This is a genomic window from Pseudomonas nitroreducens NBRC 12694, assembly GCF_002091755.1.
GTDB lineage: Bacteria > Pseudomonadota > Gammaproteobacteria > Pseudomonadales > Pseudomonadaceae > Pseudomonas > Pseudomonas nitroreducens.
Window position 1 is genome coordinate 520755 of the sequence record NZ_BDAI01000002.1, and the last position, 15328, is coordinate 536082.

The window sequence follows — 15328 nt, forward strand, 5'->3', positions numbered from 1 at the left end:
GGGCAGGGCGGTGCCCTTGCAAAACTGCAAAGCGACCCTGCAAGCCTGTCTATTCCGCGCTTTGCGGGCATGGATCAAGATTCGTTCGTCCTCTCGGAACACCTCCCCCACTTTCAAGGAACCGAATCATGAACTTCAAGCAATCCCTGCTCGCCGCCTCTCTCGCCCTGGCCATCGGCAACGTCTTCGCCGCCGGCAACCCGACTGTCGAACACAACACCCAGGCCTTCCTCGAAGCCCTGGAAGCCGGCAAGGGCCAGCCGCTGGAAACCCTGTCGCCCAAGGATGCCCGCGCCGTGCTGACCGGAGCCCAGGCCTCGGTGAAGGTCGACCTCTCCGGCACCCAGGTCAGCGAGAAGACCGTGCAGACCGAGGTCGGTCCGGTGAAGCTGACCATCGTCCGCCCGGCCGGCGTGAAAGGAACGCTGCCGGCGTTCATGTACTTCCATGGCGGCGGCTGGGTGCTGGGCGACTACCCGACCCACGCCCGCCTGATCCGCGACCTGGTGGTGAACTCCGGCGCGGTGGCGGTCTACGTCGACTACACCCCGTCCCCCGAGGCGCATTACCCGGTGGCGATCAATCAGGCCTACGCCGCGACGAAGTGGGTCGCCGAACACGGCACGGAGATCAACGTCGACGGCAAGCGCCTGGCCGTGGCCGGTAACAGCGTTGGCGGCAACATGGCGGCGGTGGTCGCTCTGATGGCCAAGGACAAGGGCGCACCCAAGCTGCGCTTCCAGGCGCTGCTGTGGCCGGTGACCGATGCCAGCTTCGAGACCGGCTCGTACAACCAGTTCGCCCAGGGGCACTTCCTCACCAAGCCGATGATGCAGTGGTTCTGGGACAGCTACACCACCGACCCGAAACAGCGCGCCGAGATCTACGCTTCTCCGTTACGCGCGACCACCGACCAGCTCAAGGGCCTGCCGCCCACGCTGATCCAGACCGCCGAATCCGACGTACTGCGTGACGAGGGCGAAGCCTACGGTCGCAAACTCGACGCCGCCGGTGTGGCGGTCACTTCGGTGCGCTACAACGGAATGATCCACGACTACGGTCTGCTCAACGTGATCAGCCAGGTCCCGGCGGTACAGTCCGCCATGCGCCAGGCCGGTGAAGAGCTGAAAGTTCATCTGCAGTAAGCCGTCTGTCGAACGAGCCGCTTGCCTCCCCCCCCAAGGAGGAGGCCACTTTTCCGGAGGGAACCTGCATGAACCAGCCGACCCAGCAAGAGTCCGTCACTCTGATCATCCGCCACCGCGCCCGCCCCGACAGCGTCGCCGCCTATGAAACCATCCTGCGCGAGCTGACCCGCGCTGCCAGCGAGTTCCCCGGCCATCTGGGCGTGGACGTGATGCGCCAGGGCGACCACTTCACCTCGGTCCTGCGCTTCGCCAGCGCCGATGAACTGCAGGCCTGGCTCGACTCGCCGCAGCGCCGCGAGCTGATCGAACGTGCCGACCCGCACCTGATCGACGGCGAGCAGAAGGAACTGCACCGCGCCCACGAGTTCTGGTTCACCGCCCCGGACAACCCGCAGAAGCAGCCGCCGCGCTGGAAACAGGCGGCCGTCTCCTATCTGGTGATCCTGCCGCTGGTGATGCTGGTGCCGCAGCTCTGGCGTCCGCTGTTTACGCAAATCCCGCTGCTGGGTGGCTTCGTGCCGGCCAACATGCTCATCGTCGCGACCATCGTCCTGCTTGTGGTCTACGTTTTCATGCCACGGGCCACGCGCCTGTTCTCCGCCTGGCTCAACGCCCGCTGATTGAAAGAGGAACATAGCCATGTACGCCGATCTGATCCTGACCAACGGCCGCTTCCACACCGTCGACCGCGAGAAACCCGAGGCCACCGCCGTGGCCATCGCCGACGGCAAATTCATCGCCGTGGGTACCGAGGCGGAGGCCATGGCCTTGCGCGCCGGCGCGACCCGCGTCATCGACCTCAAGGGACGCACCGCGATTCCCGGCCTCAACGACTCGCACCTGCACCTGATCCGCGGCGGGCTGAACTACAACCTCGAACTGCGCTGGGAAGGCGTGCCGTCCCTGGCCGACGCCCTGCGCATGCTCAAGGAGCAGGCCCTGCGCACGCCGTCGCCGCAGTGGGTGCGCGTCGTCGGCGGCTGGAACGAATTTCAGTTCGCCGAGAAGCGCATGCCGACTATCGAAGAGCTGAACCAGGCGGCGCCGGACACCCCGGTGTTCGTCCTGCACCTGTACGACCGCGCGTTGCTCAACCGCGCCGCGCTGCGCGTCGTCGGCTACACCAAGGACACCCCGAACCCGCCCGGCGGCGAGATCGTCCGCGACAGCAAGGGCGAGCCCACCGGCATGCTGGTGGCCCGGCCGAACGCGATGATCCTCTACGCAACCCTGGCGAAGGGGCCGAAGCTGCCCTTCGAGTACCAGGTCAACTCCACCCGCCAGTTCATGCGCGAGCTGAACCGCCTGGGCGTGACCAGCGCCATCGATGCCGGCGGCGGCTTCCAGAATTACCCGGACGACTACCAGGTGATCGAGCAACTGGAAAAAGAAAACCAGCTCACCGTGCGCATCGCCTACAACCTGTTCACCCAGAAACCCAAGGAAGAGCTGGCCGATTTCAAGAACTGGACCAGCAGCGTGAAATACGGGCAGGGCAGCGACTTCCTGCGGCACAACGGTGCCGGTGAGATGCTGGTGTTCTCCGCCGCCGACTTCGAGGACTTCCTTGAACCGCGTCCGGACCTGCCCGGCAGCATGGAAGCCGAGCTGGAACCGGTGGTGCGCCATCTCGTCGAACAGCGCTGGCCGTTCCGTCTGCACGCCACCTACGATGAATCCATCTCGCGCATGCTCGACGTGTTCGAGAAGGTCAACCTGGACATTCCGTTCAACGGCCTGCACTGGTTCTTCGACCATTGCGAGACCATCTCGCCGAAGAACATCGAGCGGGTGAGGGCGCTGGGCGGCGGCATCGCCATTCAGGACCGCATGGCCTTCCAGGGCGAATACTTCGTCGACCGCTACGGCAAGCAGGCCGCAGAGGCGACCCCGCCGATCAAGCGCATGCTGGCCGAAGGCGTCCCCGTCGGCGCCGGTACCGACGCCACCCGTGTGTCCAGCTACAACCCCTGGACCTCGCTGTACTGGATGGTCAGCGGCAAGACCGTCGGCGGCATGGAGCTGTACCCCGAGGGCCTGTCCCGTGCCACCGCGCTGCAGCTGTACACCCACGGCAGCGCCTGGTTCTCCAACGAGCAGGGCAAGAAAGGGATGATCAAGGTCGGACAGATGGCCGATGTGGCCGTGCTTTCGGCGGACTACTTCAACGTGCCGGAGGAGGAAATCAAGACCATCGAATCGGTGCTGACCGTGGTGGACGGCCGCGTGGTGTTCGGCAGCGGCGACTTCGAGCGCCAGGCGCCGACGGCCATTCCGGTACTGCCGGACTGGTCTCCCGTGGCCAAGGTCCCCGGCCACTGGCGTCCGCAGGGCCCACTGCAGCAGGCCGTGCACCAGTGCGCCGGCTCCTGCGGCGTGCATGGCCACAGCCACGAGCGCGCCCGCCAGTCGAGCGTGCCGGTGAGTGACTTCCAGGGCTTCTGGGGCGCTTTCGGTTGTTCGTGCTTCGCGTTCTGACGCTGGCGCTGCGGCCTCCGACCTCAATGGCCGGAGGCCGCTCTTAAGCCCTTCTGTAGGTGCCTCGGTGCGCTCCTTGCTCGTGAATCACGGAGCGCGCCTTAACCTTGTCTCTTCCGCTAGAACCCCACCAACTGCCCCACGGCCTGCGCCTGCGGATCATCGCTGCGGCTGACCAGCGCGTAGTTGTAGCCACCCTGGCTCCAGTAACGTGCCAGCAGGTCTCCATCCGTACGCTGCCCCTGCGGCAACATCTCATGGCGCGGGCCCGGCGGACGGATGAAGAAGGTCAGCCGGCGGCCCTGGCCATCTTCGTAGATCACCAACGCTGCCGCCCCCTGTTCCGTCGCCAGCAGACGCGCCCCGACGGTCTTCAAGCCAACCTGCTCCAGCGCCGGCGGCGGCACCGCGTTCTTCAGGTAACGCGCCAGCCAGCCGTTCAGGTCGCCGCCATCGCGCAGGTCGAGCCCGCTCTGGCCGGCATCGGCGAACAACCGGTAAGCCTGCACGGCGTCCTGCATCGGCACCATGCCGCGCATCATCGCGTCGCCGCGCATCTGCCAGCCGCCCATGCCGCCCACGCCCAGCGCCACCAGCAGCGCCGCCGCCGTGGCCAACCGGGTTCGCCGGCGTTGCTGGAGCTGACGGCGAATCCGCGCCGGGTCCAGTTGTTCGGAAATTGCACTACGCGCCTGCCCGGCAAAGGCCGCGCGCAGTTGCTGCGCATCCTGTCGCCAGCCTTCGACGCGACGGGCGTCGTCCGGGTGCGTGGCGAGCCAGGCTTCCACCCACTGGCGGCGCGCCGGGTCGAGCTGGTCGTCGATGTAGGCGTGCAGATCGTGCTCATCGGGAATGCGTTCGTTCATTTCAGTACCCGCAGAGAAGGTGTCGCCGCCTGTCCTTCGCTCAGCGCGCGCAGCGCCGTGCGGGCGCGCGACAGGCGGGACATGACGGTGCCCATGGGAATGTCCAGTGCCTCGGCTACTTCGCGGTAGCTCAGGCCTTCCACGCTGACCAGCGTCAGCAGCGCGCGCTGCTCGGCGGGTAGGCGCTCAAAGGCCTCCAGGGTCGAGCGTGCGCTGACGATGTCCTCGGGTGATGCGCTGACCGCGCTGTCCGCGCCGAACAGGCTGAGCAGGCGCGCGTAGCGCTTCGCGCGGCGCTGCCCGTCGATGAAGTGCCGGTAAAGGATCGAGAACAGCCAGGCGCGCAGGTCGCCGTCGTCGCGGCGGCCGGTCCAGGCCGACAGCGCCTTCTCCAGGGTGGCCTGCACCAGGTCGTCGGCGCTGCTCGCGCTGCGGGTCAGCGACAGGGCGAAGCGCCGCAGCCGGGGCAGCAGTTCGCGCAGTGAATGGTCGTCCAGTGAATGCATCGGGGCGCCGGGAGTGGGTGGGTTCGAGCGAGAAAGACGAACGCGGCGGCGATCTATTCCCGGCCTGCAAAAAAATAATTCTTTGGCAGTGGTCGGGAATAACCCGGCGCACGGTGCGTCGTACCGGCTCAACGCATTCAGCCTAAGCCTGAGGAGCTGGAAATGACAGAAACACCCACACCCAACGTGCCCCTGCGCCTGGCCGCCATCGGCGCCGTGGTGCTCGGCGTGGCCGCCGTCTTCGCCTATGTCGCCGGCTGGCTCGACCCGCAGCGCCTCACCCCGGACAAGGTCATCAACACCCTGGAGCACAACGGCGGCGTCTATCCCGGCTATCGGCGCAACCACGCCAAGGGCCTGTGCGTGATCGGCCACTTCGACAGCAACGGCGGGCTCGCCGATCTGTCCCGCGCCAGCCTGTTCTCGGTCGGCCGCGTGCCGGTGGTGGGGCGCCTGGCCATTCCCGGCGGCAACCCCAAGGCCAGCGACGGTGCGGCGCCGATCCGCAGCCTGGCGCTGCGCTTCCTGCCCAAGGATGGCCAGGAATGGCGGACCGGCATGAACGCCATGCCGGTCTTCGTCGTCCGCGACGTCGCCAGCTTCTTTGCCCTGCAACAGGCCACTGCGCCGCAACCGGGCACCGGCAAGCCCGACCCGGAAAAAGCCGGTGCCTTCTTCAAGGCGCACCCCGAGACCGGCCCCTTCCTGCAATGGGTGAAATCCTCCACGCCATCCTCCAGCTACGCCAACAGCGCCTACTACGGCCTCAACGCCTTCTACCTGGTGAACAAGGACGGCCAGGAGCAGCCCGTGCGCTGGTCCGTGCAGCCTGAAGCGCCGGTCGAGCCGCTGGCCGCCGACAAGCGCGGCGACGCCGACTTCCTCGCCGACGAACTGGCCCAGCGTATTTCCGCCGGCCCGTTGCGCTGGCGCCTGCAGTTCACCCTTGGCGAGCCCGGCGACAGCACCAGCGACGCCACCCAGGCCTGGCCTGCCAGCCGTCGCACGGTGGATGCCGGCGAACTGGTGATCGAGCGCCTGCAGCCGGAGATCGGCGGCGACTGCCGCGACGTCAACTACGACCCGCTGATCCTCCCCGACGGCATCCGCGCGTCCGACGACCCGCTGCTCAGCGCGCGCTCGGCCGCCTACTCGGAATCCTTCAACCGCCGCACCCGTGAGCAGGCCCAGGAGACCCACTGATGAAACCGACCTACTTCCCGCTCTCCCTGCGCGTGCTGCACTGGCTCATGGCGGTGCTGGTACTCGCCATGCTGCTGATCGGCCTGGGTATGGTCGCCAGCGTCTCCCCGCGCCACGCCGCGCTGGTCGCCATCCACAAACCCCTGGGCGCCGCGCTGCTGGTACTGGTGCTGCTGCGTATTCTGGTGCGCCTGACCCATCGCATCCCCGCGCTGCCCAGCGACATGCCCGGCTGGCAACGCAGCGCCGCACACCTCTCGCACCTCGCGCTCTATGGCCTGCTGTTGGCCCAGCCGCTGGTGGGCTGGACCATGCAATCGGCCGGTGGTTACCCAGTGCTGCTGTGGGGTGGCTTCGAACTGCCCGCGCTGGTCTCGCCTTCGGTGCAGCTCCACGCCATCCTGCGCAGCGCGCACACCGTCATCGCCTACGCCTTGCTGGCGACCATCCTCCTGCACCTGGCCGCCGCGCTGTTCCACGGGCTCATTCGTCGCGATGAAGTGCTCCCGAGCATGACTGGCGCCCCCATGCCGCGTACCACTTCCTCGGGAGAACGGCCATGAAGCGATTGCTCGCCGTGGCTTGCCTCTTCACCTCCTGCGCGGCTCTCGCCGCGCAGGACGCACCACCCGCCGAGGACTATCACTTCGGCCAGAAGCTCGACATCAAGCGCGTGGTGCAGGCACCGGAGCTGGATTTCTGCGGGATTCGCGAGGTGGAGATGATCTACGAGGACAGCACCGGGCAACGGCATACGCTGCGGTATCCGGTGTGGGGGCAGGGGTGTGGGAATGAAAATTGAGGCGTAGTGGCTCGGTTACACGGGGCATGTGGCGCAACAGGCAGCCATTGCTTTCTGGAGTGACAATGTCGCTCCCTCTCGGCTAACGTCCCTGAACAGTCATCTTGCAGGCTGTTTGAAGTGTCCAGTATTGTTTCAGGCTTCATTCAATGTTTTCGCGGCGAATATGAGGCAGAGCTGCTCAATCGACAGGTAATTGAAGAACTGCACGACAGAGGAACGCTGATAGTTCGGCCTATGTTCAATGTGATTCCGAATGCGAGTGGGCATTGTTATTACGGCCCGCTGATCAGCTTTGCTGCGTATTACGACGAGCTCCAGTGCTTCGACGAAGACGGGCGCCTACAGTACGAAAACCTGCTCAAGCGTTTCGTCCGGGATAGTTCCGAAGTAATCCACGGCTATTCCGGGGAGCGCTGCGTGTGGACTTGCCGCAGGTCACCCGTGGAGACAGAGTGCCGCGCATCGGTAGTTGCGGCTCGGCGCGTATTCTCCAGCCATCATGGCCTCCCAGCGATACAGGAATAGATCCAAGTGCCTGCAACCTTGCTGGTGTTCGATTTGTATCGAGAGCCTACGGACCGGCTCGACATGTCACCATTGGCTTCTGCGTAACTAGTGATGGCGTCGCTCAAATCAAACTCATGCTGCGCAGTACATTGGATCGGGCCTGCTGCCAGGTTCTTTAGTAGGAGGGAAATACTTTGCGGGACTTCCAGTAAATGCTTGTGCCAAGCAATTATCCGGAGAATATCGGTAGTGGAGTGTTCTTCCATCCGCTACGGTTAAGCGGACGAATCCACTGGCTGCTTTATTGAATTTAGCCTTGACCAATTCCTGCCGAGTGATTGGAAGCCTTGGCCCCCTGGCCTCTCGCCATCCGTACTTTGCGCACCGTCTCGACGAACGGCGTCACGATCAGGCTCCACAGCGAAGAATACTTGGCATCGTCCTGCTCTCCCGCGCCGAACTGGATCGGCTCCGGCGCGCGCTGGGTGACGTAGAGCGTGCCGAACATCCAGTCCCACAGCGAGAGGTTGATGCCGAAGTTCCGGTTGAAGTGGCGGGGCGCGTCGCTGTGGTGGATCTGGTGCTGGGCGGGGCTGTTCACCACATGTTCGATCACCGGCCCGAACGATAGCCACACATGGCTGTGGCGCAGGTTGGTTGCCAGCACGTTGAACAGCAGGATCATCCAGGTCACGCCGAACAGCGTATAGGCGCTGACCTGTCCACCACAGACGTACCAGAAGATGCCGGCGTAGGCGCCCAGCAGCACGGTCCCAGCCAGGTTCGCCGCCAGCTTCTCGACGAAGTGCACGCGGCTCGCCGTGATCGGCGTCAGCACCGCCGCCGAGTGATGAACCTTGTGGAATGCCCACAGCCAGCGCGAGTGGAAGGCGCGGTGCACCCAGTAGTTCTTGAAGTCGCTGACCAGGAACACGCCCAGCCCATAGAGCAGCGACAGACCAAGATTCTGGCCCACCTGCGGTCGCGCGCCCCAGAGCTTGGTAAAGAAGGCGATGTAATCGCCCGAGCGCAGGATGTAAGGATCGACCAGCCCAATGATGGGTACCAACACCACCACATTGAGGATGCCGCGTACCAGGTAGTAGCGGTAATCCAGCAACGCCGAACGATGGAAATTCACCCGCGCCCCACCGATGAACTGCCAGAACGAGGCTGCCTGCGTCAGTCCGCGCTGCTGGCGGAAACGAAACAGGGCGTAAGCGACCGCATAGGACAGCAGCAGGAACAACACACCCACACGCCCACTCAGGTCGAAGAGGCCGGAGACCTGGTGAGCCACCGGCTCGATGAGGAGGGTGGTCAGGTGCTGGTGGAGATGCGAGAGATCAGGCATGGAGAGTTACGCATCGTTAGCTCGGCAACCAGCATAATTCGTGCTGTGGCAGTTGCAAAAGGGGCAGGGCAGCTTGATTGGACAGGAAGGCTGCGGGCGCTCGCCGAAAATCCCTGTTGAGGCTCATGCAATCGGCCACTGGCAGCCCCTGGGCCAGGAGCGTTTGATGACGCTTGGCTGAATCCGGTCGCCTCGATTCGGTAGCCTTTCAGAAGGATAAAGCGGTGCAATGGAAGACCTTTGCCCTCTGGATATTCGCTGGCATGCTTGTTCCAACGGTGGTTTGCATTCAGGCGAGATACCCCGTAACCCCATCCCACAACAGCTTCCCGGCTGTCACCACCAGCAGCCCATAACAAGCGCGGTACATCTGGCGCTGATCCAGCCGCTCATGCAGCCGCCATCCCAGCCAGACCCCGCTGGGCACCGCCATCAGACAAATCCCCATCAGGCCGAGCACGCTCCCCGTCGGTTTGGCCAGCAGCAACCAGGGTACGGCCTTTATCAAATTTCCCACCGTGAAGAACATGCTGGTGGTACCGGCATAGAGTTGTTTGCTCAAGCCCAGCGGCAGCAGGTAAATCGCCAGGGGCGGTCCACCCGAGTGCGCAACCATTGTCGTGATACCCGAGGTAAAGCCCGCCGCCACTGCCTTGGGCGATGAGCGCGGTCTAACCTTGACTTCCCCGCCAGCCTTGAACCAAAGGCCGACAAACACCAGGGTGATCGCTGCCATGACGATGGCGACCATGCGATGGTCCACCACGCGGAAGAACAGGTAGCCGATGCCGATGCCGACCAGCAGTCCGGGAATCAGCAACTTCAGATCCGCTGTCGACCAGGTGGAGGGCTTCCAGTAGCGCAGGCCGAACAGGTCCATGGCGATGAACAGGGGCGCGAGCAGGCCGCCGGCAGTGATCGGGTCCATCACCAGCGACAGCAGCGGAATGCCGACGATGGCGAAACCGCCGCCGAACGCACCTTTCATGAAGCAGATCAGAAAGACTCCGGCGAAGGTCACGAGGATCGTGGTGGGGGTCAGGTCCAAAACGCAGTTTCCTGTGACGAGGGATTTCATTCCCCATGGCTGGGTACCCATAATGTCGGTCACAACCTGCACCACAAAAAGTGCCAGTTTCGAGGTTTTTTCATGGGCCAGTTTTCCAGCCAGTCCGAACCATCCGGGCGCGGGGCCGAACGCCGGATCTACGCTAGGCTGCGGGCGCAGATAGAACAGGGCACGTTGGCTGCCGGCACGAAATTGGTGTCGACGCGGGTCCTGGCGGCCGAGCTGGGCGTATCGCGAACCACCGTGACTGCGGCCTACGAACAACTGGCTGCCGAAGGTTTTGTAGTCACCACCAAGGGCAAGGTCGCCACCGTAGCCAGCGTCATCAATGGCCCAGCGGAACGTGCCAGGGAGAACCCGGCACTGCTGCCGCCGGTGCTTTCCGACTATGGCCAGCGCGTTGCGGCGATGAAGCCCTACAGCATGGCCACGCCCCATGCGCGTATCGACTTCCGCTACGGTTCGGTGGCTACCAAGGATTTCCCGGCCCTGGGCTGGCAGCGCGCTTATCGTGCTGAACTGGTCAGGCGCCAGCCCACACTTTCCTACGGCCAGCCCGAAGGAGAGTCGCGCCTGCGCACGGCGCTGCAGGGCTATCTGCGCCGGGCGCGCGGCCTGACCTGCGACGCCGAGCAGATTCTCGTGGTGCATGGTTCGCAGCAGGGGCTGGACCTGTGCGCTCGGCTTCTTCTGAACCCGAACGATGGGTTCGTCTTCGAAGACCCCGGCTATCGCATGGCCCGATACAGCTTCGAAGCTACGGGTGCGACAGCGCTGCCGATCAATGTCGACAGTTCGGGATTGGATACTGGCGCGTTGCCCGAAGATGGTCGTGCGCGCCTGGCCTACGTGACGCCTTCGCACCAGTTCCCCATGGGGGCGGTGCTTCCCGTCGCGCGTCGCCTGGAACTGCTGGAATGGGCGCGTCGTCATCGTGCCTGGGTCATCGAAGACGATTACGGCGGCGAGTTTCGTTACGGCCAACGCCCCATCGATGCGCTGCAATCGATGGATACCCAGGCGCGGGTCATTTATGTGGGGACGTTTTCCAAGGCACTTTCACCGCAGCTCAGGCTGGGTTATCTAGTGCTCCCGAAGGAACTGGTCCACGTGTTCCGCGAAGCCAAGCGCCTGACGGATCGCCACTCGCCGCGCTGGGAGCAGAACGTCCTCGCATCGTTGATCGAAAGTGGCACATACGAGCGGCACGTTCGCCGCCTGCGCCGGGATAATGAGCAACGGCGAAAGGCGATGCTGGAGGCTTTCGAGCAGCATCTGGCGGGGTACGGGGAACTGGTCGGAATGGCGGCGGGGCTGCACGGCGTACTGCTATTGCCAAGGCTTCGCGCCGAAGAGGAAACAAGAGTGCAGGCAATGGCACTTGAGCGCGGCATAGGGGTATATCCCTTGTCCCCGCTGTATGCAGGTCTTACATCGGCGAAAATGGAAAGATCCGCAGCCCTGATCCTGGGCTATGCGGGCCTGTCGGCTAAAGAAATTCATGAGGGCATAGCCGTTCTTGGAGGAATCATTCGTTTCCTGACGCCTGCCCTCCCTCGATAGTTTCGGGACACCTTGCGAGTAATCCTGACCTAGTGGCGTTGACGTCAGCCATGTGCTGCACCAGTTTCGCGACCCGGAGCATCGGGAGTTGCGCCGGTGGATCACCGGCATCTGTTGCCGGTATTGAGGGACCAGGAGCTTGGCAGGGCGGGATACCCCTAGCGCATGCAGGCAAAAGGGGACGGCCGGGCACTGGCTGTGCTGGATTGGCAGGGAACGTTGTGAGTGCCGATGGGGGAGGTGCTGCGGGTGATGCGGGAGGACCGGCGTGGGAAGTGCTGCAGTCGGAAGCGATTGTCGGCGCGGTGCGGGAGCCTTTCGCGAGCGAGCCTGCTTCGGCAGGATCAAGAGCCCCCTATCCCTCTCCCGCCAGCGGGAGAGGGGATCGTTTGCTGTGAGTCATGCCTCGGCGTTAGCCGGACAGGGCATGACTCGTTGTACGCCAATCAAGCAGCCGGCGGCGTACCTTCTGCGTTGGCGACCACGGCGTCGATCTGGATCGAGGCGCCTTTGGGCAGGGCCGAGACACCCACGGTGCGGCGTGCCGGCGTGCCGCCAGGGAAGTAGCTGGCGTACACCTCATCCACTGCGGCGATATCGTCGATGTTGGTCAGGAAGAGGTTGACCTTCACCACATCCGCCAGGGCGTGATCGATGCTTTCGACGATGGCCTTGAGGTGCTTGAAGCACTGGGCGGCCTGTTCCTTCACGCCGCCTGCCACCAGTTCGCCGGTCCGGACGTCCAGCGGCAGCTGGGCGGAGATGTGGTTGTAGTGGGAGAAGGCGACAGTCTGGGTGGAGTAGGGGCAACGCGGCGCGGCGTCGGTGTTGTGGGCCTTGATGACGATGCCGTGGCGGTCTTCCACCGCTTGCGGCGGGGTGCCGTCACCGTGGGAGACCACGGCTTCGATCTGCACCAGGGCGTCCAGCGGCAGGGCTTTTGCCGCTACCACGGTGCGCGCGGGGAAGTAGCCGACGGCACGGGCGATGGCTGAATCGGGGAAGAAGGTGGTGTAGACCTGGTTCACTGCTTCGGCATCGGCGAGGTTCTTGACGAAGACGGTGATCCGCACGATGTCGTCGAAGGGCACGTCGATGCCTTCGAGGATGTTCTTGATGTTGCGCAGGCACTGCGCGGTCTGTTCCTTGATGCCGCCGGAGACCAGCTTGCCGGTGCGCGGGTCGATGGGCAGCTGCGCGGACAGGTTGTTGTAGTGGGAGAAGGCAACCGACTGGGTCGAGAGCGGGTTCAGCGGCGCATTTTCGGTGCTGCCTTCGACCTTGATCAGGTCGCCGGCCTGCGGGGCGTTGGGGATGGTGCCTTCACCGCAGGTGATGAGGGCTTCGACCTGCACCTGGGCGCCCAGCGGCAGCGCTGCCACGCCAACGGTGGTCAGGGTCGGGACGTAGTCCGGGAAGAAGCTGGCGTGGACTTTGCCGACGGCTTCGGCGTCCGCGATGTTGGTCAGGAAGATCGAGATGCGGACGCTGTCGTCCAGTTTGTGGCCGATGCTTTCCACCACGGCCTTGAGGTTCCTGTAGCACTGCTCGGCCTGCTCTTTCACGCCGCCGGCGACCAGCTTGCCGCTGGCTGGGTCGATGGGCAGTTGCGCCGACAGGTTGTTGTAGTGGGAGAAGGCGACGGTTTGCGAGTAAGGGCCGGTGCCCTGGGGTGCCTTGTCGGTATTTCTCGCCAGTACTGCGTTGTAGCCACTCATAGGGTGCTCCCTGGTTTGCTGGGAATCCGTGGGTTTCGTGGCAAAGGCTCAGTCCGGTTCGTTATCGGTCGTTGCCACTGTTCATTCAGACGACGGATATCGAACTCGTCGAGAGGCGCGCAGACTATCGAGTCTCCAGGGGGGACCCCTTTGACTTAAGGCAAGCGTAGTGGGGTCTTCTTACCGGGTTGTTTCAATTGGCGATGAGCGTTAGTCGGGATGGTTTGCAGGGGGCTGGGAGGGCTTGAAGCGGAGTCAATGCATTTCATGGGAATGCCGTGCCGGGGCGCTTCCCTCTCCCCAACCAGGGTCAGGGAGAGGGGCTCTGCGCAACCGAGTGTCAGAAGATGTAATCCGTTGTCAGGAAGCTGGAATCGCGGTCACGGATGATCTGGCTGATCAGTTCCTTGTTGGCGTCGGTGAACCGCGTGGCCACCAGGGTGCGGATGGAGAAGGTGCGCAGGGCGTCATGGACGGAAAGGGTGCCTTCGGCGGAGTTCTTGCGGCCGTTGAAGGGATAACTGTCCGGGCCGCGCTGGCACTGGGCGTTGATGTTGATACGGCCCACCTGGTTGACGAAGGCATCCACCAGCGGGCCGATCTGCGCCGGGTCGTTGCCGAACAGGCTGAGCTGCTGGCCATAGTCGGATTGCAGGACGTAGTCGATCACTTCGTCCAACTCGCGGTAGGGGACCACGGGCACCAGCGGACCGAACTGTTCCTCGTTGTACAGGCGCATGTCGGCGCGCACCGGGCTGAGCAGCGCGGGGTAGAAGAAGCTTTCACGGCTCTCGCCACCGCCGGCGTTGATGATCTTGGCGCCCTTGGCCTGCGCGTCCTGCAGCAGGCCGTTGAGGTAATCGACCTTGCCCGGCTCGGGCAGCGGCGTCAGCGCCACGCTGGGCTCCCAGGGCATGCCGGGCTTGAGTTCGGCGAGCTTGGCGCTGAACTTGTCGAGGAAAGTCTCCAGCACGTCTTCGTGGACGAAGAGGATCTTCAGCGCGGTGCAGCGCTGGCCGTTGAAGGAGAGGGCGCCGGTGATGGCTTCGCTGACGGCGTTGTCGAGGTCGACGCTGGGCAGGACGATGCCGGGGTTCTTGGCGTCCAGCCCGAGGGCGGCGCGCAGGCGGTGCGGGCGCGGGTGGAGCTTCTTCAGGTCGGCGGCGCCGGAGTGAGTGCCGATGAAGGCGAAGACGTCGACCTTGCCGCTGGCCATGAGCGCGCTGACGGTCTCGCGGCCGCGCCCGTAGATGACGTTGATGACGCCTGGCGGGAAGCTGTCGCGGAAGGCTTCGAGCAGCGGGCGGATCAGCAGCACACCGAACTTGGCGGGCTTGAAGACCACGGTGTTGCCCATGATCAGCGCCGGGATCAGGGTGGTGAAGGTTTCATTCAGCGGATAGTTGTACGGGCCCATGCACAGCGCCACGCCTAGCGGTACACGGCGGATCTGCCCGAGGGTGCCCTGTTCCAGCTCGAAGCGGCTGGAGCGGCGATCCAGCGCCTTGAGCGCCTCGATGGTGTCGACGATGTAGTCGCAGGTGCGGTCGAACTCCTTCTCCGAGTCCTTGAGGTTCTTGCCGATCTCCCACATCAGCAGCTTGACCACGGCGGTGCGCTGCTCGCGCATGCGGGCAAGGAAGCGTTCGACGTGGGCAATCCGTTCGGCCACGCGCAGGTTGGGCCATTCGCCCTGTCCGTTGTCATAGGCGGCCACGGCGGCGTCCAGCGCGGCGAGGGCGGCGTCGGCATCCAGCAGCGGGGTGCTGCCGAGGATGACCTGTTCATCGCCCTGCTCGGTGGCGAGGAAGATCGGGCTGCGCACCGGCGCGAGCGGGCCGTTCCAGCGGCGCAGTTCGCCGTTGACCAGGTACTCGCGCTGCTCGACGGGCAAGTCGGGGCGCCAGGCGTCGGGGATGTCGGTGAGGCGGGGGAACAGATGGTCGAGCTTGTTGTTGTCGGGCATGACTCATCCCTCGGGGAAGGTGGGCGACTGGTCTGTTTTAGATCGTAGCTGTATTTAGCTAAAACGATTCAGCCAATGATCCAATACTCGGTGCGCAGGCGCGCCATGCGAGCGATAGCCAGCATCGCGCGCTCCTGTGGGTGGA

General features: G+C 64.3%; 13 protein-coding genes. 7 read left to right on the plus strand and 6 right to left on the minus strand.

Annotated elements, in window-relative coordinates; genetic code table 11:
- Positions 1-128: 128 nt before the first annotated feature.
- The 3 genes from PNI01S_RS08245 to PNI01S_RS08255 all read left to right on the plus strand — a co-directional run bounded on the left by PNI01S_RS08245 (position 129) and on the right by PNI01S_RS08255 (position 3626).
- Positions 129-1145 carry an alpha/beta hydrolase gene (locus PNI01S_RS08245; RefSeq protein WP_084357805.1) on the plus strand — a complete coding sequence of 339 codons (1017 nt, stop codon included), beginning with the start codon at positions 129-131 and terminating at the stop codon, positions 1143-1145.
- Positions 1146-1213: 68 nt separating this feature from the next.
- Positions 1214-1768: an antibiotic biosynthesis monooxygenase gene (locus tag PNI01S_RS08250; protein WP_024762463.1), complete on the plus strand. Its 555-nt coding sequence runs from the start codon at positions 1214-1216 to the stop codon at positions 1766-1768.
- Between the two features lie 19 nt (positions 1769-1787).
- The gene (locus tag PNI01S_RS08255; RefSeq protein WP_084357806.1) at positions 1788-3626 is read left to right on the plus strand and encodes an amidohydrolase; all 1839 of its coding nucleotides are present in this window, start codon (positions 1788-1790) and stop codon (positions 3624-3626) included.
- A gap of 119 nt (positions 3627-3745) precedes the next feature.
- Here PNI01S_RS08255 and PNI01S_RS08260 read toward each other — a convergent pair whose 3' ends face one another.
- Both PNI01S_RS08260 and PNI01S_RS08265 read right to left on the minus strand, forming a co-directional pair.
- Complete coding sequence (locus PNI01S_RS08260) at positions 3746-4492, minus strand: anti-sigma factor family protein (protein ID WP_065084020.1); 747 nt, start codon at positions 4490-4492, stop codon at positions 3746-3748.
- A complete protein-coding gene (locus PNI01S_RS08265; protein WP_017520898.1) occupies positions 4489-4998 on the minus strand; it encodes a sigma-70 family RNA polymerase sigma factor in 510 nt (169 codons plus the stop codon). Before PNI01S_RS08265 ends, PNI01S_RS08260 begins: the two co-directional genes overlap by 4 nt.
- A gap of 162 nt (positions 4999-5160) precedes the next feature.
- Between PNI01S_RS08265 and PNI01S_RS08270 the strand changes: the two genes are divergently transcribed.
- Genes PNI01S_RS08270 through PNI01S_RS08280 form a run of 3 tightly spaced genes read left to right on the plus strand, consistent with a single transcriptional unit; the run spans position 5161 to position 7003 of the window.
- Entirely contained in the window at positions 5161-6201 is a 1041-nt protein-coding gene (locus PNI01S_RS08270; protein WP_065084019.1) for a catalase family peroxidase, read from the plus strand.
- Entirely contained in the window at positions 6201-6764 is a 564-nt protein-coding gene (locus PNI01S_RS08275) for a cytochrome b (RefSeq protein WP_037006524.1), read from the plus strand. The genes PNI01S_RS08270 and PNI01S_RS08275 overlap by 1 nt, the downstream gene beginning before the upstream one ends.
- A complete protein-coding gene (locus tag PNI01S_RS08280) occupies positions 6761-7003 on the plus strand; it encodes a DUF2790 domain-containing protein (RefSeq protein WP_024762468.1) in 243 nt (80 codons plus the stop codon). The genes PNI01S_RS08275 and PNI01S_RS08280 overlap by 4 nt, the downstream gene beginning before the upstream one ends.
- An 820-nt stretch (positions 7004-7823) precedes the next feature.
- Here the strand turns inward: PNI01S_RS08280 and PNI01S_RS08285 are convergent.
- The gene (locus PNI01S_RS08285; protein WP_084357807.1) at positions 7824-8867 is read right to left on the minus strand and encodes a sterol desaturase family protein; all 1044 of its coding nucleotides are present in this window, start codon (positions 8865-8867) and stop codon (positions 7824-7826) included.
- Positions 8868-9156: 289 nt separating this feature from the next.
- The gene (locus PNI01S_RS08290) at positions 9157-9915 is read right to left on the minus strand and encodes a sulfite exporter TauE/SafE family protein (RefSeq protein WP_226046542.1); all 759 of its coding nucleotides are present in this window, start codon (positions 9913-9915) and stop codon (positions 9157-9159) included.
- A gap of 102 nt (positions 9916-10017) precedes the next feature.
- On the opposite strand from PNI01S_RS08290, the gene pdxR reads away from it, so the two are divergent.
- Positions 10018-11499: a MocR-like pyridoxine biosynthesis transcription factor PdxR gene (gene pdxR, locus PNI01S_RS08295; RefSeq protein WP_084357808.1), complete on the plus strand. Its 1482-nt coding sequence runs from the start codon at positions 10018-10020 to the stop codon at positions 11497-11499.
- A 446-nt stretch (positions 11500-11945) separates the two neighbouring features.
- Here the strand turns inward: pdxR and PNI01S_RS08300 are convergent, their stop codons facing one another.
- Both PNI01S_RS08300 and PNI01S_RS08305 read right to left on the minus strand, forming a co-directional pair.
- A complete protein-coding gene (locus tag PNI01S_RS08300) occupies positions 11946-13217 on the minus strand; it encodes a RidA family protein (RefSeq protein ID WP_038803198.1) in 1272 nt (423 codons plus the stop codon).
- Positions 13218-13557: 340 nt separating this feature from the next.
- The gene (locus tag PNI01S_RS08305; RefSeq protein WP_024762472.1) at positions 13558-15183 is read right to left on the minus strand and encodes an NADP-dependent glyceraldehyde-3-phosphate dehydrogenase; all 1626 of its coding nucleotides are present in this window, start codon (positions 15181-15183) and stop codon (positions 13558-13560) included.
- Positions 15184-15328 lie beyond the last annotated feature (145 nt).